The organism is Streptomyces sp. NBC_00988 (assembly GCF_045162645.1).
GTDB lineage: Bacteria > Actinomycetota > Actinomycetes > Streptomycetales > Streptomycetaceae > Streptomyces.
The window spans coordinates 3,248,912-3,268,239 of sequence record NZ_CP108730.1; the positions used below are offsets into that span (position 1 = coordinate 3,248,912).

General features: G+C 68.7%; 16 protein-coding genes and 1 pseudogene. 4 read left to right on the forward strand and 13 right to left on the reverse strand.

What is annotated here, in order from left to right; translation table 11 throughout:
• Positions 1-100 precede the first annotated feature (100 nt).
• Together pafA and OG496_RS14755 are read right to left on the reverse strand one after the other, a co-directional pair.
• Positions 101-1,462, reverse strand: coding sequence for a Pup--protein ligase (gene pafA / locus OG496_RS14750; protein WP_366495627.1), 1,362 nt, complete (start codon positions 1,460-1,462; stop codon positions 101-103).
• A gap of 9 nt (positions 1,463-1,471) precedes the next feature.
• A complete protein-coding gene (locus OG496_RS14755) occupies positions 1,472-2,725 on the reverse strand; it encodes an MFS transporter (RefSeq protein ID WP_405971172.1) in 1,254 nt (417 codons plus the stop codon).
• A 135-nt stretch (positions 2,726-2,860) separates the two neighbouring features.
• Between OG496_RS14755 and OG496_RS14760 the strand changes: the two genes are divergently transcribed.
• Positions 2,861-3,877 carry a LacI family DNA-binding transcriptional regulator gene (locus OG496_RS14760; protein WP_405971173.1) on the forward strand — a complete coding sequence of 339 codons (1,017 nt, stop codon included), beginning with the start codon at positions 2,861-2,863 and terminating at the stop codon, positions 3,875-3,877.
• A 78-nt stretch (positions 3,878-3,955) separates the two neighbouring features.
• Here OG496_RS14760 and prcA read toward each other — a convergent pair whose 3' ends face one another.
• The 6 genes and pseudogenes from prcA to arc form a co-directional block, all read right to left on the reverse strand.
• Positions 3,956-4,702 (reverse strand): proteasome subunit alpha, encoded by a 747-nt coding sequence (gene prcA, locus OG496_RS14765; RefSeq protein WP_366495630.1) that lies wholly within the window; start codon positions 4,700-4,702, stop codon positions 3,956-3,958.
• Positions 4,703-4,771: 69 nt separating this feature from the next.
• Positions 4,772-5,617, reverse strand: coding sequence for a proteasome subunit beta (gene prcB / locus OG496_RS14770; RefSeq protein WP_366495631.1), 846 nt, complete (start codon positions 5,615-5,617; stop codon positions 4,772-4,774).
• Positions 5,569-5,760 (reverse strand): annotated as a pseudogene (locus OG496_RS14775) (endonuclease domain-containing protein); the annotation flags it as partial. The gene prcB and the pseudogene OG496_RS14775, both read right to left, overlap by 49 nt.
• 173 nt (positions 5,761-5,933) lie before the next feature.
• Positions 5,934-6,152 (reverse strand): ubiquitin-like protein Pup, encoded by a 219-nt coding sequence (locus OG496_RS14780; RefSeq protein WP_366495632.1) that lies wholly within the window; start codon positions 6,150-6,152, stop codon positions 5,934-5,936.
• A 155-nt stretch (positions 6,153-6,307) separates the two neighbouring features.
• A complete protein-coding gene (dop, locus tag OG496_RS14785; protein ID WP_199811048.1) occupies positions 6,308-7,819 on the reverse strand; it encodes a depupylase/deamidase Dop in 1,512 nt (503 codons plus the stop codon).
• Between the two features lie 243 nt (positions 7,820-8,062).
• Positions 8,063-9,829, reverse strand: coding sequence for a proteasome ATPase (gene arc, locus OG496_RS14790; protein ID WP_366495633.1), 1,767 nt, complete (start codon positions 9,827-9,829; stop codon positions 8,063-8,065).
• A gap of 386 nt (positions 9,830-10,215) precedes the next feature.
• Between arc and OG496_RS14795 the strand changes: the two genes are divergently transcribed.
• Positions 10,216-10,521, forward strand: coding sequence for a ferredoxin (locus OG496_RS14795; RefSeq protein WP_366495670.1), 306 nt, complete (start codon positions 10,216-10,218; stop codon positions 10,519-10,521).
• A 17-nt stretch (positions 10,522-10,538) separates the two neighbouring features.
• Here the strand turns inward: OG496_RS14795 and OG496_RS14800 are convergent, their stop codons facing one another.
• From OG496_RS14800 to OG496_RS14810, 3 genes are all read right to left on the reverse strand, one after another.
• Positions 10,539-11,120, reverse strand: coding sequence for a hypothetical protein (locus OG496_RS14800; RefSeq protein ID WP_399397310.1), 582 nt, complete (start codon positions 11,118-11,120; stop codon positions 10,539-10,541).
• A 271-nt stretch (positions 11,121-11,391) separates the two neighbouring features.
• The gene (locus OG496_RS14805; RefSeq protein WP_019059114.1) at positions 11,392-12,300 is read right to left on the reverse strand and encodes a tRNA (adenine-N1)-methyltransferase; all 909 of its coding nucleotides are present in this window, start codon (positions 12,298-12,300) and stop codon (positions 11,392-11,394) included.
• A 50-nt stretch (positions 12,301-12,350) separates the two neighbouring features.
• Complete coding sequence (locus OG496_RS14810) at positions 12,351-14,270, reverse strand: site-2 protease family protein (protein ID WP_405971174.1); 1,920 nt, start codon at positions 14,268-14,270, stop codon at positions 12,351-12,353.
• A gap of 175 nt (positions 14,271-14,445) precedes the next feature.
• On the opposite strand from OG496_RS14810, the gene OG496_RS14815 reads away from it, so the two are divergent.
• Entirely contained in the window at positions 14,446-15,447 is a 1,002-nt protein-coding gene (locus OG496_RS14815; protein WP_405971175.1) for a RecB family exonuclease, read from the forward strand.
• Between the two features lie 188 nt (positions 15,448-15,635).
• Positions 15,636-16,307, forward strand: a complete 672-nt coding sequence (locus OG496_RS14820) for a response regulator transcription factor (protein ID WP_019059117.1) — start codon at positions 15,636-15,638, stop codon at positions 16,305-16,307.
• 215 nt (positions 16,308-16,522) lie between these two features.
• On the opposite strand, the gene OG496_RS14825 is transcribed toward OG496_RS14820, so the two are convergent.
• Both OG496_RS14825 and OG496_RS14830 read right to left on the reverse strand, forming a co-directional pair.
• Positions 16,523-18,127, reverse strand: a complete 1,605-nt coding sequence (locus tag OG496_RS14825; RefSeq protein WP_405971176.1) for an ABC transporter substrate-binding protein — start codon at positions 18,125-18,127, stop codon at positions 16,523-16,525.
• Positions 18,128-18,555: 428 nt separating this feature from the next.
• Positions 18,556-19,251, reverse strand: a complete 696-nt coding sequence (locus tag OG496_RS14830; protein ID WP_405971177.1) for an HAD family hydrolase — start codon at positions 19,249-19,251, stop codon at positions 18,556-18,558.
• Positions 19,252-19,328 lie beyond the last annotated feature (77 nt).

Below are 19,328 nucleotides of genomic sequence, written 5' to 3' on the forward strand. Positions count from 1 at the left end.
CGCAACTCTACGGCGTGGCACGGGCCCCGTACGTGAAACGTACGGGGCCCGTGTGGCGTACCGAATATGTATCCGGACGTCGGTATCCGGAGGCTTTCGCCTACATTCCGGCGATCAGTTTCTCCACCCGGTCGTCCACCGAACGGAACGGGTCCTTGCACAACACCGTGCGCTGGGCCTGGTCGTTGAGCTTGAGATGGACCCAGTCGACGGTGAAGTCCCGCCGCTGTTCCTGAGCCCTGCGGATGAAGTCGCCGCGGAGCCTGGCCCGAGTGGTCTGCGGCGGAACGGACTTGCCCTCGAAGATCTTCAAGTCGTTGCAGATCCGGGCGGCTTGGCCCTTCCTCTCCAGGAGGTAGTAGAGCCCTCGGCGACGGTGGATGTCGTGGTAGGCGAGGTCGATCTGCGCCACCCGCGGGTGGGACATGGTCATGTTGTGCTTCGCCCGGTACCGCTCGATGAGCTGGTACTTCATGACCCAGTCGATCTCGGTGCCGATCCGGTCGAGGTCCTCGGCCTCGATCGAGTCCAGCACCCGGCCCCACAGTTCGAGGACCTGCTCGACAGTGCCGGTACGGATGCCGCGGCGCTCGACGAAGTCCACGGCCTTCTCGTAGTACTCGCGCTGCACCTCGATCGCGGAGGCCTCGCGTCCGCTGGCCAGACGCACCTTGCGCCGGCCCGTGATGTCGTGGCTGACCTCACGGATCGCCCGGATCGGGTTCTCCAGGGTCAGGTCGCGCATCACCGTGCCCGCCTCGATCATGCGCAGCACCAGGTCGGTGGCGCCGACCTTGAGCAGCATGGTCGTCTCGGACATGTTCGAGTCGCCCACGATGACGTGGAGACGGCGGTAGCGCTCGGCGTCCGCGTGCGGTTCGTCCCGCGTGTTGATGATGGGCCGGGAACGCGTCGTCGCCGAGGAGACGCCCTCCCAGATGTGTTCGGCGCGCTGGCTGACGCAGTACACGGCGCCGCGCGGAGTCTGCAGCACCTTGCCCGCGCCGCACAGAAGCTGACGCGTGACCAGGAACGGGATGAGGATGTCCGCGAGCCGGGAGAACTCGCCGTGCCGTGCCACCAGGTAGTTCTCGTGGCAGCCGTACGAGTTGCCCGCCGAGTCGGTGTTGTTCTTGAAGAGGTAGACGTCGCCCGCGATTCCCTCCTCGTGCAGGCGTCGTTCGGCGTCCACCAGGAGTCCTTCGAGAATGCGCTCGCCGGCTTTGTCGTGGGTGACCAGTTCGGTCACGTTGTCACATTCGGGGGTCGCGTATTCCGGATGTGAGCCCACGTCGAGATAGAGCCGGGCGCCGTTTCGCAGAAAGACATTGCTGCTGCGGCCCCATGACACGACACGGCGGAAGAGGTACCGAGCCACTTCGTCGGGAGACAGACGCCGCTGTCCCCTGAACGTACACGTGACGCCGTACTCGTTCTCCAGCCCGAAAATGCGGCGGTCCATGACTGAACATTACGCCCGATCCCCTGTGCTGAAACGGGGTTCGGCGGCACGGTTTGGATCATTTTCCGATGAAGCCGCAACCACCGCACCCCCGGCGGGAGCTGCGAGGACCCGTCCGGTGGACAGCAGGACCAGCAACGACACCGCCCCCGCGACCCCCGGCACGGCGAACCCCCACAGGGCCCCACCGGCCTGTACGACCGGCCCCGCGACGCCCGTTCCGACCGACGCCCCCACGGTGAACGTCGTCACAAGCCACGAGAAAGCCTCGGTGACCGTGCCCTTCGGGGCGTGCCGGTCGACGATGATGAAGGCGCAGGCGAGGGCGGGCGCGAGGAACACCCCGGCGAGCACGGTCAGCAGCACCATGGCGACCGCGCCCGGCATGAGCATCAACGGCAGGTAACACACCGCCAGCAGCCCCACCAGGACCCGCAGTCGCCGCTCCGGCACCCCGCTCCACTGCCGCGCCCCGTAGACGGTCCCGCCGAGCAGCGCGCCCAGCCCGATCGCCGCCATCAGCCAGCCGTAGACCACGTCACCGCCGTGTCCGTCGGCGTACGACACGGACGCGACCGTGATCGACCCGAGCGCCATGCCGACGAACAGGAACGCGCCGAGCAGCGCCAGGAGTCCCGGCGAGCGCAGGGCGCCCAGCCAGTGCGCCTCGCGCGGAGCCGAGCGCCACGCGCGCGAGGGCGGCGACACGACTACGGAGAGAGCGCCCAGGACCCCGATGACGTTCAGCACGAGGAGCGCCACCGGCGCGGACCACAGGGACACGAACACCGTCACGAGCAACGGCCCCACGGTGAACAAGACTTCCTGGGCGACCGCGTCCATGGCGTACGCCGTGTGCACCTGCTCCTCCCGGCGCAGCACGGCCGGCCACAGCGCCCGCAGGCCGCCCTCCAGGGGCGGCGCGAAAAGTCCGGCGGCGGCTACGGCGACGTAGGCGAGGGGCAGCGGATCGGTGCCCCCGAAGGCGAAGACGGCCATCGCGAGCGCCGACAGGACCGCGGCGGGCAGCTGCACGCGCGGCTGCCCGTGGACGTCCACCATGCGCCCCAGGAGGGGCTGTCCGACCGCGTTGGCGATGCCGTAGACGGCCGCCAGCGCCCCCGCGAGGCTGTAGGTGCCGCCCTCCGCGCGGATGAACAGCACGATCGCGATCGCGGCGGTGGCGTTCGGCAACCGGCCCACCAGCGTGCCCACCAGCAGGCGGGTGGCGTGCCTCGCCCTGAGGATCTCCAGATATCCCACGGCCTCGAACCGCCCTCCCCCTCACCGTCGCGCATGAGGTTTTACGTATAACGTCTGCTGTCATACGTACCATGTGCGCTGTTCACGCGTCCATACGGAGTCCCTACGGAGTCCTCACCAAGGAGCAGGCCGACCGTGGCACCAGCCAGCACCCGCCCCACGAGCCGCGACGTCGCGCAGGCCGCCGGCGTCTCCCAGGCCGCGGTCTCCCTGGTGCTCGGCGACAAGTGGCGCGGCCGGGTCTCGGCCACGACCGCCGAACGCGTCCGCGAGGCCGCCCGCGACCTGGGCTACCGCCCCAACCTCGCCGCCCGCAACCTCCGCCTCGGCCGCACCCGCACGGTCCTCCTCGTGGTCCCGGTGCTGACGACGGAGTTCTTCGCCGGCGTCTACACGGGCGCCGCCCGCGTCGCCGCGGAACACGGCTTCGGCGTCGTCCTCTACCCCTCCCCCGAGGGCATCGGCCCCGCCCGCGACCCCTTCGCCTCCGCCCAGGCCGCCCTGGACGGTGTGATCGCCTCCTCCATGGCCGCCGACGCCCTCACCGCGATCCGCGGCGACCAGCTCCCCCTGGTCATGCTCGACAGCGACCCCGAGGGCAGCCTCGGCGCGGCCACCGTCAACCTGGACATCGCCGACGGCATCCGCCAGGTCGCCGACCACCTGCTGACCCTGGGCCACCGCCACTTCCTGCACCTCGCCGCCGACGTCCCGTCCTGGACCTTCGAGGTACGCGCGCGTGAACTGGCCGCACGGGTGGGCTCCGTGGCAGGCACCTCGGTACGGACGACCCGCGCCCCCATCTCGATCGAGGGCGCCCTGGCCGCCGCCGAGGCCGCGCTCTCAGCCCCGGGGTCGCGGGTGACCGCCCTGGTCTGCGACGACGACAAACTCGCCGCCGGCGCCTACAAAGCGGCCCGCCGCCTGGGCCTGCGCATCCCGGACGACCTCTCGATCACCGGCCTCGACGACCTCGCCCTCGCCACCGCCATCGACCCGGAACTCACCACCGTCCGCCTCGACGCCGAACTCTTCGGCGAACACGGCATGCGCGCCCTCCTGGCCGTCCTGGACGGCCGCGTACCGGAGGAGGGGGACATCCCGGTGGAACTGGTCGTCCGCGGCTCCACGGCGCCACCAGGCGCCGCCTGACGCCCCTGTGGCCCCCACAACGCCGTGTGCCCCGGCCGATGACCGGCCGGGGCGCACGAAAGGCTGGGTGAAGTCGACTCACTCCTCGTCGTCGGCGTCGGACTCCTCCGACGAGGCGTCCGCGCTTCCGCCCTCCAGCAGACGGGACAGCTGAGGGCCGACGATGCGCCGGAACTTGCGGGCCTGCGGGCGCGTACGGTCCAGGACCGCGACCTCCAGGCGCTCGGCGGGGATCTCCCGCTCGCTGCCGTTCGTGTCGCGGGACAGGGACTGCACGGCCAGCTTGAGCGCCTCCGCGAGCGTCATGCCGTCGCGGTGGCGCTGGTCCAGATAGGTGCTGATCGTCTCGGCGTTGCCACCGACCGCGACCGAGCCGTGCTCGTCCACGATCGAACCGTCGTGCGGCAGCCGGTAGATCTGATCGCCGTCCGGAGTGTCCCCGACCTCCGCGACGACCAGCTCCACCTCGTACGGCTTCTCGGCCGCGCTGGAGAAGATCGTGCCGAGCGTCTGGGCGTAGACGTTGGCGAGACCGCGGGCGGTCACATCCGCACGGTCGTAGGTGTAACCGCGCATGTCGGCGTACCTGACGCCGCCGATCCGCAGATTCTCGTACTCGTTGTATTTTCCGGCGGCCGCGAACCCGATCCGGTCGTAGATCTCGCTGAACTTGTGCAGCGCACGGGACGGGTTCTCGCCGACGAAGACGATGCCGTCGGCGAACTGCAGCACGACCAGGCTGCGGCCACGGGCGATGCCCTTGCGGGCGTACTCCGCCCGGTCGGCCATCGCCTGCTGGGGTGAGACATAGAACGGCGTCGACACCGGTATCCGTCCCTCTCTTTAAAGTTCCGTCGAAATCAGTGGATCACCTTGTGACGAACGGGCCCTCGGTCAGAGCAGCGCGGCGCGCGGGCCGTCGGGCTGCTGCAGTCGCCGCTCCAGGATCGAGCGGGCGATCTCGGAGGACTCGTCGTCGGTGAGCCGGCGGAAGCCGTCCTCGGTGATCACGGTGACGATCGGGTAGATCCGGCGGGCGACATCGGGACCGCCGGTCGCCGAGTCGTCGTCGGCCGCGTCGTAGAGGGCCTGGACCACGAGGGTCGTGGCCTCGCTCTCGGTCAGCTGGTCGTGGAAGAGCTTCTTCATGGCGCCCCGCGCGAACACCGAACCGGAGCCGGTGGACGCGTAGCCAAGTTCCTGGGAACGGCCGCCCGTCACGTCGTAGGAGAAGATGCGGCCGATGCCGCGGTCCACGTCGAAGCCGGCGAAGAGCGGCACCACGGCGAGGCCCTGCATGGCCATGCCGAGGTTGGAACGGATCATGGTGGACAGTCGGTTCGCCTTGCCCTCCAGGGAGAGTTGGGCGCCTTCGACCTTCTCGAAGTGCTCCAGCTCCAGCTGGAAGAGCTTGACCATCTCGACGGCCAGACCGGCGGTGCCGGCGATACCGACGGCCGAGTACTCGTCCGCGGGGAACACCTTCTCGATGTCCCGCTGTGCGATGACATTGCCCATGGTGGCCCGCCGGTCACCGGCGAGCACCACGCCACCGGGGAACGTGACAGCGACGATCGTCGTGCCGTGCGGGGCCTCGATGACGCCCTGCATGGGCGGCAGTTGCCGGTTGCCCGGAAGCATCTCCGGCTGGTGGTCGGAGAGGAAGTCCATGAAGGACGACGACCCAGGCGTCAGGAAGGCAGCTGGTAGACGCCCGGGGCTACGAGTGTTGGCTTCCACGAGGATCCTTCCAAGTAGGCGGCAGCCCGACGAACAGCGTCGGGATCATCTCCCAACTTGCCGATGGCCGAATTGCAGTTGAAGCACAGTACGCAACGGACCCTACCCGTCTCGTGGCAGTGATCCACATGAACGGCGGAGGCATTCCCGAGCCGCTCAGAACGTGGCCGACTCGCCCCGAACAGCACGCGATTCGTGCGCCCGGATGCGAAGACTGCGTGCGGCTTGGTCTCGCCGCACCGCACGCAGCACTTCATCTTCGACTCGCCTGCCACCACGCCACCCCGTTCACCTTCGAATCGAAGGGTAGAGCGGCCTACTGGCCGCCCTTCTGAACGAAGGAGCGCACGAAGTCCTCGGCGTTCTCTTCGAGTACGTCGTCGATCTCGTCCAGAACCGAGTCGACATCGTCGCTCAGCTTCTCTTGGCGCTCCTTGAGATCATCCGAAGCCTCCGTCTCAACGGCCTGCTCCTCGACCTCCTCGGTAGAGCGCGTCGCCTTCTGCTGTCCGCCGCCGGTGTCCTTGGTCGCCATAACCCTCACCCCGCTCGGTTCGACGTTCTTGATCAGACCCTACTTGCAGGGACTGACATCGGCCCCGCAGTTCCTACAACGTACGGCGGCCACCTCGATGATTCCCGGCCACCGGACATTCCACCCTGTCCGGCGCCCCGGATCCGAGGGTCCTGTCAGCCGCCCGACAGGACCCTGACCAGGTCTTCCGCGGTTCGACAGCGGTCAAGGAGCTCCTTGACGTGATTACGCGTTCCGCGAAGTGGTTCGAGGGTTGGGACGCGCTGGAGCGAGTCCCGGCCCGGGAGATCGAAGATCACGGAGTCCCAGGAGGCCGCCGCGACATCGTCCGCGTACTGCTCCAGGCAGCGCCCGCGGAAGTACGCGCGCGTGTCCTCCGGAGGCGTCGTACGCGCCCGCTCGACCGTGTCCTCGTCCAGCAGGCGCTTGATGCGGCCGCGGGCCACCAGACGGTTGTAGAGGCCCTTCTCGGCCCGTACGTCCGCGTACTGGAGGTCGACCAGCTGGAGCCGGGCCGCGTCCCAGTCGAGGCTGTCGCGGCGCCGGTAGCCCTCCATGAGCTCACGCTTGGCGACCCAGTCCAGCTCGCCGGCCAGGCTCATCGGGTCGTTCTCCAGGCGGTTGAGCGTGTCCTCCCAGCGGGCCAGGACGTCCTTGGTCTGGTCGTCCGCGTCGGAGCCGTAGCGCTCCTCGACGTATTTGCGGGAGAGCTCGAAGTACTCCATCTGCAACTGGACCGCGGTGAGGGTCCGGCCGCTGCGGAGGGTGACCAGGCGCTTGAGGGTCGGGTCGTGGGAGACCTGGTGGAGGGTGCGGACCGGCTGGTCGACGGCCAGGTCGACGGCGATGAAGCCGTCCTCGATCATGGAGAGGACGAGAGCCGTGGTGCCCAGCTTCAGATAGGTCGAGATCTCGGAGAGGTTCGCGTCGCCGATGATCACGTGCAGGCGGCGGTACTTCTCGGCATCCGCGTGCGGTTCGTCGCGGGTGTTGATGATCGGGCGCTTGAGCGTGGTCTCCAGGCCGACCTCGACCTCGAAGTAGTCGGCGCGCTGGCTGAGCTGGAAGCCGTGCTCATGGCCGTCCTGGCCGATGCCGACGCGGCCCGCTCCGGTGACGACCTGGCGCGAGACGAAGAAGGGTGTCAGGTGGCGCACGATGTCCGAGAAGGGGGTCTCCCGCTTCATCAGGTAGTTCTCGTGCGTGCCGTAGGAGGCGCCCTTGTTGTCGGTGTTGTTCTTGTAGAGGTGGATCGGCTGCGCGCCGGGCAGTTGGGCCGCGCGCTCGGCGGCCTCCGCCATGATGCGCTCGCCGGCCTTGTCCCACAGGACGGCGTCCATGGGGTTGGTGACTTCGGGGGAGCTGTACTCCGGGTGTGCGTGGTCGACGTAGAGCCGTGCGCCGTTGGTGAGGATGACATTGGCGAGGCCGATGTCCTCGTCGGTGAGCTGGCTGGAGTCGGCGGCCTCCCGGGCGAGGTCGAAGCCTCGCGCGTCCCGCAGCGGGTTCTCCTCCTCGAAGTCCCAGCGGGCCCGCCGGGCCCGGTGCATCGCCGCCGCGTAGGCGTTGACGATCTGGGACGAGGTGAGCATGGCATTGGCGTTGGGGTGGCCGGGGACGGAGATCCCGTACTCCGTCTCGATGCCCATTACTCGCCGTACGGTCATGCGGCCCTCCTTGCCCGGCGGCGCCCTCGGTCGGGGACGCTGCTCAAGTACCGCTGGCGCTCCGGTGCGTGTGCGGTGCCCGTCCCCGCACTGCGCGACTCGGCGGTACCGAAGAGCCTAGAACGGCTTTGCGCTGGTGGGGAGATCATTTGCGTCATTGCCTCGCGCGCCCCTTGTTCGGTCATGGCCTGAAAAACAGTCGGCTGCGGGTACCCGCGAGGGCACCCGCAGCCGCCCTGCTTTTTACAGGTACTGACCGGTGTTCGCCACCGTGTCGATGGAGCGTCCGGTGTCGGCGCCCTGCTTGCCGGTGATGAGCGTACGGATGTAGACGATCCGTTCGCCCTTCTTTCCGGAGATCCGGGCCCAGTCGTCCGGGTTGGTGGTGTTGGGCAGGTCCTCGTTCTCCTTGAACTCGTCCACGCACGCCTGGAGGAGGTGCGAGACGCGGATGCCCTTCTGCTTCTGGTCGAGGAAGTCCTTGATGGCCATCTTCTTGGCCCGGCCCACGATGTTCTCGATCATGGCGCCGGAGTTGAAGTCCTTGAAGTAGAGGACTTCCTTGTCACCGTTGGCGTAGGTGACCTCCAGGAAGCGGTTCTCCTCGGATTCCGTGTACATGTGTTCCACGGCCGTCTGGATCATGCTCTGGACGGTGGTGGTCTTGTCGCCGTTGTGCTCGCCGACGTCGTCGGGGTGGAGCGGGAGGCGTTCGGTGAGGTACTTGGCGAAGATGTCCTTGGCGGCCTCGGCGTCGGGACGCTCGATCTTGATCTTCACGTCCAGGCGGCCGGGGCGCAGGATGGCGGGGTCGATCATGTCCTCGCGGTTCGAGGCGCCGATGACGACCACGTTCTGCAGGCCTTCCACGCCGTCGATCTCGGCGAGCAGCTGGGGGACGATGGTGTTCTCCACGTCCGAGCTGACACCGGAACCACGGGTGCGGAAGAGGGACTCCATCTCGTCGAAGAAGACGATGACGGGAGTGCCCTCGCTGGCCTTCTCACGAGCGCGCTGGAAGACCAGGCGGATCTGCCGCTCGGTCTCACCGACGTACTTGTTGAGGAGCTCGGGGCCCTTGATGTTGAGGAAGAAGCTCTTGCCGGTGGCCTGGCCGGTGACCTCGGCGACCTTTTTGGCCAGCGAGTTGGCGACGGCCTTGGCGATGAGCGTCTTACCGCATCCGGGAGGCCCGTACAGCAGGACGCCCTTGGGCGGCCGCAGTTCGTGCTCCTTGAAGAGCTCGGGGTAGAGGTACGGCAGTTCGACCGCGTCGCGGATCATCTCGATCTGGCCGCCCAGACCGCCGATCTGCTCGTAGCCGATGTCGGGGACCTCTTCGAGGACGAGTTCCTCGACCTCGCTCTTCGGTACGACCTCGTAGACATAGCCGGACCGAGGTTCCAGCAGAAGGGCGTCGCCGGGGCGGATGACGACGTCCAGGAGCGGCTCGGCGAGCCGTACCACCCGTTCCTCGTCGGTGTGCCCCTGCACGAGGGCGCGTTCGCCGTCCTCGAGGATCTCCTTGAGGGTGACGATGTCGCCGACGCGCTCGTACTCCATGGCCTCGACCACGTTGAGCGCTTCGTTGAGCATTACTTCCTGGCCGCGGCGGAGCTCTTCGAGTTCCACGCTTGGGCTGACGTTCACCCGCAGTTTGCGACCGCCGGTGAAGATGTCCGCTGTGCCGTCCTCGTTGGCCACGAGGAAGACACCGAAGCCGGCCGGCGGCTGTGCGAGCCGGTCGACTTCTTCCTTGAGGGCCACGATCTGGTCGCGGGCCTCACGGAGCGTGTTGGCGAGTCGCTCGTTCTGGGCGGACACCCCGGCCAGATTGGTCTGCAGCTCGACGATCCGCTCTTCGAGAATCCTCGTGTGTCGCGGAGAGTCGGCGAGCTTACGTCGCAGGACGGCGATCTCCTGCTCAAGGTAGGCAATCTGCCCGGACGGGTCGTCGGACCCTCGTCCCGGGCGGATGCCGCGGTTCATGTCGTCGTCGTGGGCTGCCACGGTCCTCACCTCCTCCAAGGGGAGCTGGACGCTTCCAGACCCTACCTGGGTGGGTGTCGATTGAAACCCCTAGATCACAAAGACTGTCAAGGTGTGTCGTCGGTCACCCTGCGCTCTCCCTCACGCCGATTGGATACCCACTCAACGTGATTCAGAAGCGGACTGTTCCAAGGCCGGGTTGGTCAAAACCCTTCACGACGGACGTGAGTTGCCGTGCGGGCGGGTTCTGCACCCGACGGAAACCGGCCAAGGCGCCCCTGACTGAGAGTGTCCATGCGGACAGTGTCCGTCATGCGGGGGCACGAAACCCGAGATCGCGGAGAAAGGCCGTTCGGGCGGGCGGAGGTAGGGTCGAGGATGTCCAACACCCGGCGGAAACAGGAGACATCACCGTGCAGGACGAGGCAGTGGCCGACGGCGAGGCGCTGGAGGTCTGGATCGACCAGGACCTCTGTACCGGCGACGGCATCTGCGCCCAGTACGCCCCTGAGGTCTTCGAGCTGGACATCGACGGCCTGGCCTATGTGAAGAGCCCGGACGACGAGCTGCTGCAGGACAAGGGCGCCACCACGCTCGTGCCGCTGCCGCTTTTGGTCGATGTCGTGGACTCCGCCAAGGAGTGCCCCGGTGACTGCATTCATGTGCGCCGGGTCGCGGACCGGGTCGAGGTGTACGGGCCCGACGCGGCCTGAGTTTCAGCGGGTCGTCGTCAGACGTTCTGGGCGTTGCCGGGGGTGGAGCGGACGAACGTGCCGTTCTGCCACTGCCACTTGGCGGTTTCCTTCACGTCGGGGCAGCAACTGGGCACGTCCGCCGTCGAGTAGCCGAGCAGTGTCGCGAGCACCGCGCCGTCGCGTACGGAGAAGTCGGTGACCGTCTCGCGGGCCTTCGGGGCGACCAGGGTGGCGACGACGCGCGGCTTGGCGGCTCCGGCGCCCTGGGTGAGGACGTAGACGCCGTCGGGCGGGGTGCCCATGCCCGCGTCGCAGTGGACCACGGCGACCGTCTCCGGCCGCCCATCGCCGTCGAGGTCCCCGGATGCCTTCTTCTGTACGACGGCCTTCACGGGGCCGCAGTCGAGGGGGAAGGCGACTCCTGTGGTCGCGGGGGCCGAGGCGGCGGGCGCGGACTTCGTCTGCGGGGCGGCGGCCTGGGCTGCGTGCGCGGAATCGGGCTGCAGGCCCGAAGAGAGGGCCACGACACCGGCGAGAGCCGTGGCGGTGGCGACCCAGTGGATGGGGCGGGTGGTGGTGTGTGCCAGTTCCAGTTCCGGGACGGCGGAGTGCTGCACTAGGAGTGTCTCCTGTGAGGGCTGTGCCGGTGGGGGTGGCCTGCATGCTGCCACACGGCACGGTGCGGGGGAACGGCGGGGTCGACAGTTCGTTCGCCCGGTCACACGGGAGGGGCCGACGGGGTCGGTACGGCAGAAGTCGGTACGTCGGTCGGTGCGCCAGTCGGTGTGTCAGCAGAAAGACGCCGTGGCCGAGTTCCGGAGGATTTCCGGGAACTCGGCCACGGCGTTCGTGCGTTGAGTGCGGCACAGGGCCGCCCTTGCGTGCGGCTCAGCGGCCGGCCGCGCCGCCACCGTCGGCGTTCGGGCCGGTGTAGTCGTCGCCGTAGGCACCCTTGGAAGGGCGGCGTCGGCGCATCGGCGGCTCGACGCCGTCCGCGAGGCGGCGGGCGGTGAGCAGGAAGCCGGTGTGGCCGATCATCCGGTGGTCGGGGCGGACGGCCAGGCCCTCGACGTGCCAGTTGCGGAGCATCGTCTCCCAGGCGGTCGGCTCGTTGAAGGAGCCGATCTCACGGATGGACTCGACGGTCCGCGCGAGCTGGGTGGTGGTCGCGACGTAGCAGCACAGGATGCCGCCGGGCACGAGCGCCTTGGAGACGGCCTCCAGGCACTCCCAGGGGGCGAGCATGTCGAGGATGACCCGGTCGACGTCCAGGTCGGACAGGTTGTCCTGGAGGTCGCCGACGGTGAGCTGCCAGGCGGGGTGCGGGCCGCCGAAGTAGCGCTCCACGTTCTGCTGGGCGATCTCGGCGAAGTCCTCGCGGCGCTCGTAGGAGTGCAGCATGCCCTGGTCGCCGATGGCGCGCAGCAGGAAGCTGCTGAGCGAGCCGGAGCCGACACCCGCTTCCACGACGCGGGCGCCGGGGAAGATGTCGGCGAAGGCCAGGATCTGCCCCGCGTCCTTGGGGTAGACCACGGCGGCGCCGCGGGGCATGGACAGGACGTAGTCGGGGAGCAGGGGGCGCAGCGCGAGATAGGCGACGTTTCCGGTGGTGCGGACAACGCTGCCCTCGGGAGCACCGATCAGTTCGTCGTGCGGGAAGGAACCCTTGTGGGTGTGGAAATTCTTCCCGGCTTCGAGCGTGAACGTGTAGTGGCGGCCCTTGGGGTCGGTCAGCTGAACCTGGTCCCCGACCTTGAAGGGCCCGCGCCTGCGGGCGGCACCGGTCGGTTCGGACATGTGACCAGCCTACCGGCGTTTGCCGGGGCCGCCGACCACGCGCGCGTGCCTCAGTTGGGGCGGGCCATGGCCTTCACGAAGGCGCGCTCGACGTCGGCGGCGGACAGGACGCCGTAGATCTCGCCGGTCTCCTCGACCACGAGGTACTCGGTGGCGGGGGTGGCGCGCAGGGCGTCCAGGAGGTCCTCTCCGGCGAGTTCCGCGGAGACGCGCATGCCGTCCGTGAGGTCCTGGGCGAGGCCGCTGACGACGACCCAGGGGCGGCGGTGTTCAGGAACGCCGACGATGGCGGCCTCGCGGACGAGGGAGAGGGGCTGGCCGTCGGCGTCGACGACGACCAGGGCGCGGGCGCCGGCGGCGTTGGCGCGTCGCAGGGCCTCGGAGAGCGGGGTGTTGGTCTCGACGGGGACCGCGCGGCGGGTGAGGTTGCGGGCGCGGAGTTCCGGGAGGTGTTCGCGGAGTCGGGCCATGCGGAGGCTGTTGCCGGCGCCGGTCCAGATGATCGCGGCGAGGATCGCGGCGAGCAGGGCGTCGGTGACGGTGTCCATGCCGCTGATGTCCTCGGTGTTCGTGCCGAGGGCGCCGGTCTGGGTGAGCAGCGGGAGGCCGATCAGGACGGAGACGGCGAGGGCGCGGCCGACCCAGGCGGCGGCGATCGTGCCGCTCATGGGCCTGCCGGTGATCTTCCAGACGACGGCGCGGAGCATGCGGCCGCCGTCGAGGGGCAGGCCGGGCAGGAGGTTGAAGACGGCCACGATGAGGTTGGAGACCATCAGCCCGGCCAGCAGGACGCCGGGGACGGTGCCGGGTTCGACGGGCAGCATGGCCAGGTAGAAGATGCCCGAGAGGATCAGCGAGAGCAGCGGGCCGACGAAGGCCAGCACGAACTCCCTGCCGGGGGTCTCGGCCTCCTTCTCGATCTCGGAGACACCGCCGAAGAACTGCAACTGGATGCGGCGGACCGGGAGTTTGAAGCGGAGCGCGGCGACGGTGTGGGCGAGTTCGTGGACCAGGACCGAGCCGTAGAAGGCGACCGCGAAGAAGAGGGCCACGAGGTAGCGGGCGGCGCCGAGCTCTGGCAGCACGCGGTCCAGCTGCCCGCCGAACACCCAGGTGATGAGCGCGGCGACGAGGAACCAACTGGGCGCGACGTAGACGGGCACACCGAAGGGCCGCCCCATCAGCAGCCCGCCGCCGGGCTCCTTGGGGCGCTGTGGGGGGCGGCCCTTGGCGATGCGGGGGTCTGCGTGGGGTTGGGCGTTGGGGTCGGTGTGGGCGTAGGGGAGGTTCGGGTGGCTGGGGTGGTCGGGGGTGCGGTCGTCGCCGCCGCCCGTGGGCGCGTCGTCGCGTCTCGGCTCACCGTTCAGGTGGGCAGGAGTTGGGGAGGGCGACGTGCCGGTCGCCTCGGGCGTCGTGCGGTGGTTCGTGGTGGGGCCGGCGGAACCTGCGGTCGCCTCCGTCTCCGCGGCGCCGTTCGCGGCGGACCCAGACGGTGATCCCTGCTCCGTACCACCCCCTGCGGCAGGCGCGGACGGCGTGCCCGGCTCCAAGTCGCCGTCACGCGTGGCGTGTTCGAGCGACGTGGTCGCCTCCTCGCGGTTCCCGGACGACGTGTTCACGTCCCCTCGGGTCTCGGACGGCGTGCTGGAGTCCTCGCGAGGCTCGGACGAAGAGTGCTCGTGCTCGTGCTCGCGGTCCTGGGACGACGTGGCTGTGACCTCACGTTCCCCGGACAGCGTGCTGCCGTCCATGTGGTCCTCCGACGACGTTCCCGTGCCCCTCGCCGCTCCGGACGGCGTGTCCGTGTCCCCTCGCTCCTGCGAGGGCGTCTCGGGCTTCTGGTGGGTGGAGTCGTCCGGTTTCGGTTCGGGGGTGCCGGAGGCGGTGGCCGGGGGTGTGGCGCCCGGGGCGTGTTCGGTCGGCTCGTTGGTGCCGGACCGCGGCTGCCCGCTCCCGCCGCTCTCGTCCACGGTGTCCCCTCGTTCGAAGCATCCTCCGCGCCAGCCGGGCGGAGGGGTCTCGGGTCGATGGTATGCGGCGGTCGCGACGCGTTCCGCCCCGGCACCCCCCGCGTTTCCTCGGTCGTCGCGGGTTCGTCGGCCGGGATCGGGTCACTGTCAGTGGCGGGCCGTAAGGTCTGTGGGCATGGAGACCAGTGCGGAGGGCGTCGCGGGGACAGCCGGCGACGAAGGCGCGGCGGCGGAGTCGACCGCGGCGGTGACGGTGGAGACGGGGACGGTGGACGTGGTCGAGCGCGTCGCCATAGCGCCTGCCTCGTTGTCGCCCTCGCGTGCCAGTGACTTCATGCAGTGCCCGTTGCTGTACCGGTTCCGGGTGATCGACCGGCTCCCACAGAAGCCCAGCGAGGCGGCGACCAGGGGGACCCTGGTGCACTCGGTGCTGGAGCGGCTCTTCGACGCGCCGGCGGCCGAGCGTACGGCGCCGCGGGCCAAGTCGCTGATCCCCGGACAGTGGGACCGGCTGCGGGAGTCCCGGCCGGAGGTCGTGGAGCTGTTCGCCGATGATCCCGAGGGCGAGCGGCTGGCGCGCTGGCTCGGGGAGGCGGAGCGGCTGGTCGAGCGGTGGTTCTCCCTTGAGGATCCGACACGGCTGGAGCCCGCCGAGCGGGAGATGTTCGTCGAGGCCGAGCTGGATTCGGGGCTGAAGCTGCGCGGGATCATCGACCGGGTCGATGTGGCGCCCACGGGCGACGTGCGGATCGTCGACTACAAGACGGGCAAGGCGCCGCGGCCCGAGTACGCCGAGGGTGCGCTGTTCCAGATGAAGTTCTACGCCCTGGTGGTCTGGCGGCTGAAGCAGGTCGTCCCGCGCCGGCTCCAGCTGGTGTATCTGGGCAGCGGGGACGTGGTGACGTACGACCCCGTCATCGCCGACCTGGAGCAGGTGGAGCGCAAGCTGCTCGCCCTGTGGGAGGCGATCCGGCTGGCCACGGAGACGGGCGACTGGCGCCCACGCCCGACCAAGCTGTGCGGCTGGTGCGACCACCAGGACGTGTGCCCGGAGTTCGGCGGCACTCCCCCGCCGTATCCGTTGCCGGTACGGAGGGCCAACGGGGATGTTGAGGTGGCAGGCGGTGTTTCCGCTGAAGGTGCCTCGGGTCCGGAGGCCGCGGGCGGTCTCCACTAAAGGGGCATCAGCGCCGTACCAACCCTTCCGCCAAGAGTCCGTACGGCGCCCCCCGCCACAAGCCCGGACACAGCACACCGCGTCCCCACACCCACTCCCACCAAGACCCGACAGCCGCCCCCAAGGCCGGTCGAGTCGCCCGGCCCCACGCAGGGCAGAATGGGCCCGGGCTAGCGAAGGAGATTCACGTGGCCATCCGCGTCCTACTGGTTGATGACCAGCCGCTGCTGCGAACCGGGTTCCGGATGATTCTGGAGGCGGAGCAGGATCTCGCGGTCGTCGGTGAGGCCGGTGACGGTCTGCAGGCACTCGACCAGGTGCGGGCCCTGCAGCCCGATGTGGTGCTGATGGACATCCGTATGCCGCGGATGGACGGGGTGGAGGCGACCCGGCAGATCACCGGTCCCGGTCGGGACGGTCCGGCGAAGGTGCTGGTGCTGACCACCTTCGATCTCGACGAGTACGTGGTGGAGGCGTTGCGGGCCGGAGCCAGTGGCTTCCTGCTCAAGGACGCGCCGGCCAATGAACTCGTGCAGGCGATCCGGGTGGTGGCCTCCGGTGAGGCGATGCTCGCGCCCAGCATCACGCGGCGCCTGCTCGACAAGTACGCCAGTCATCTGCCGTCGGGTGACGAGCCCGTCCCGGACGCCCTGCACACGTTGACCGAGCGTGAGGTCGAGGTGCTGAAGCTGGTGGCCCGCGGGCTGTCGAACGCGGAGATCGCCGCCGACCTGTTCGTCAGTGAGACCACCGTCAAGACGCATGTGGGGCACGTCCTCACCAAGTTGGGCCTGCGCGACCGGGTCCAGGCCGCGGTGTACGCCTACGAGAGCGGGCTGGTGCGCCCCGGCGCGCAGTAGCCGTCGCAGTCGCGGCAGGCAGCCGTATGTACGAAGAAGAGGGCGCCCCTTTCCTGACAGGGGCGCCCTCTTCGTATGTGCGGGACCGGGTCGGCCCTCGGCGGGTTCCCGGAACCGGAACACCGCCAACAGGCCGGTGGCCAGTCCCGCCGTGTTCGGCAGGGCTGGCCACTGGTCTCTAGATCGTCACGCGTGGAACTGCGCGGTCGGGGCTGTCAGTTGCCCACGCCTCGGCCCAGCTCCCAGAGCTGGAGGGTCGAGGAGGAGTTGAGGACGTACGCCGTGCCCGTGACGTCGTCGCGAGCGGCGACGTACTGCTTGCCCTGCCACAGCGGGATCAGCGGGACGTCGGTGGCGACGATGTCCTGGATGGCCGTGAGGCTCTTGGACGCGGCGAGCCGGTCGGCCTCGCGACGCGACTCCGGGATCAGCGTGCTCCTGATCTTGGTGTTGGCGTACGGCGAGCCGAGGGTGTTGTCCTTGTCGAGGAAGGGCGCGAGGTAGTTGTCGGCGTCGGGGAAGTCCGGGAACCAGCCCATCCCGTAGACGTCGTACTTGCCCTTCTGCTCGGCCGGCCGGAACGTCGCCCAGGGGGTGCCCTTGATGCTGACGTCGAACAGGCCGCTGTCGTTGAGCTGCTTCTGGAGCTGCTCGAACTCTTCCTTGGTGGCCGAACCGTAGTGGTCGGTCGTGTAGTTCAGGGTCAGCTTCACCGGAGTGGTGATGTTGGCCCCCTCCATCATCAGCTTGGCCTTGGCGACGCTCGGGTCGCCGTACTTGTTGAAGAACGAGTTCGAGTGGCCCGTGATGGTCGCCGGGACCATGGAGTAGAGGGGCTCGGCCTCGGTGCCGTAGACCTTGGAGACGAGTTCGCCGCGGTCGATGATCTGGGCCATCGCCTCGCGTACGGCCTTCGTCTTCACGGTCGGGGCGTCGGTGTTGAAGCCCAGGTAGCGGATTTCGAGACCGGGCATCTCGACGAGGTCGACGTCGCCGTCCGTGTCGTCGCTGAGCTTCTGGATCTGCTCCGGCGACATGGTGCGCGTCATGACGTCGATGTCGCCCTTGCTGATCGCGCTGCCCATGGCATCGGCGTCGGCGAAGGAACGCATCTCGACCTTGTTGTTGTTCACCTTCAAGGCACCCTTGTAATTGGGGTTCTTGGTGAACGTGGCCGTGGTGATCGCGTCGTCCTTCTTGGACACCGAGAGGGTGTACGGGCCGGAGCCGTCGATGTCGAAGCCGTCGCGCAGCTTGTCCTTCTGGTAGTCGTCCGGATTCACGATGCCGGCGACGGGAGTGGACAGCTTGTACGGGAACGTGGCGTCGGCCGTCTTCAGGTGGAAGATGACCTCGCGGTCGCCCTGGGTCTCGACGGTGTCGACGGTCGACAACAGGGCGAACACGCCGCTGTCGGCCTTGATGCGCATCGCGCGGTCGATGGAGTACTTCACATCTTCCGCGGTGATCTTGTCGCCGTTGGCGAACTTCAGACCCTCGCGCAGGGTGCAGGCGTAGCGCTCGTTGCCGGTGTCGGTGAAGCCGCACTTCTCGGCGGCCTCGGGCACCGGGTCGCCCTCGCCCTTGGGCTGGATCATCAGGGTTTGGATGGTCTGGCGCAGGATGTTCCAGGTGCCGACGTCGTAGGCGTAGGCGGGGTCGAGCGGCGCCGGAGCGTCCTTCGTCGCCTCGAACCGGTCCGTGGTGCCGACGATTATCGCATCGTCGCTGGAACTCCCGCTGCCGGAGCCGCCACACGCGGCGAGCACCGGCGCGAGCAGGCCGACGACGGCCGACAGCACCAAAGTCTTGCGGTTCATGCGGGAGTTTCTCCAGAGCTGTTCGAGTCCGTGTAGCCGACATACATGGGGTGGTGATGTCGATCAACGGGGGTAAGGGCGATGTTCTCGCGTTGAGATTAGTCCGGACCCGCACGGGGGTTCACGGTCACCGTAGTTGAGTTCCCATCACGCAGCGGAACCGGCTGTGGACAGACCGAAAACCCGTCGAGGGAAGGATTAGTGCAGGCTTTCACCAATCGGGACACAAGGGTGCGTGATCGGCCTCAGAAATGGGGTGAACAGCACAGGGCGACGACGATGTCGACCCTCCCACACGTGGGGAACCTCACACGCTTCAACTCAGTTGGAGAGCAACGGAATTCGGCCGGTCGATCACGCCCGAATTCTTTTCCCTTTGGCCCCATTGGACTTTGCACGCTCGGTGAACGGCTGGCGCATTTCCGTCATCAGTCGGCCATCAGTCCGCGCAGAAATGCCAGGTCGACGACTTCCAGCGAGGTCACGACGGTGCGCCGGGCGGCCGGCGCGATGGGCGCCACGGACGGCACGGCCACCACCAGACAGCCCGCCGCCTCCGCCGCCGCGACACCGGTCGCGGTGTCCTCCACGACCGCACAGCGGGCCGGGTCGACGCCGAGTCCGGCGGCGGCGAGCAGATACGGGTCGGGGTACGGCTTGGTGCGCGTGACCTCGTCGCCGGCGACCGTCAGCGCGAAGTGCTGGGGGCCGAGCGCGGTCAGCACGCGGTCGATGATGCGCCGGTGCGAGGCGGAGACCAGGGCTGTGGGGATCTCGTACTCCGCCAGCTCGGCCAGGAGTCTGGCGGCGCCCGGCATCAGCGGCAGGCTCCGCCCGATGCGGTCCTCGAAGCCCGCGTTGAGCAGGACGGACAGCTCGGCGAGGGTGATGTCGGCGCCGGTGGCCTCGATAAGGAAGCCGGCGCTGCGGGTCATGGGGCCGCCGACCACGACATGGCGCCAGGAGTCGTCGAGGGTGTGTCCGAGGGCGGCGAAGACCTCGACCTCGACCTCCCACCAGAAGCCCTCGGTGTCCACCAGGGTGCCGTCCATGTCGAGGAGTACGGCCTGGAGTGCTGAGCCTTCGGCCGTACGGGTTCCGAGCGCGGGGACCGTGCTGGTCATCCTGGCGCACCTCCTTGAGGGACGATCAGGCCGGCCGCCCCTGATACCTACAAGGGCGACCGGCCTGCGGTGGACCG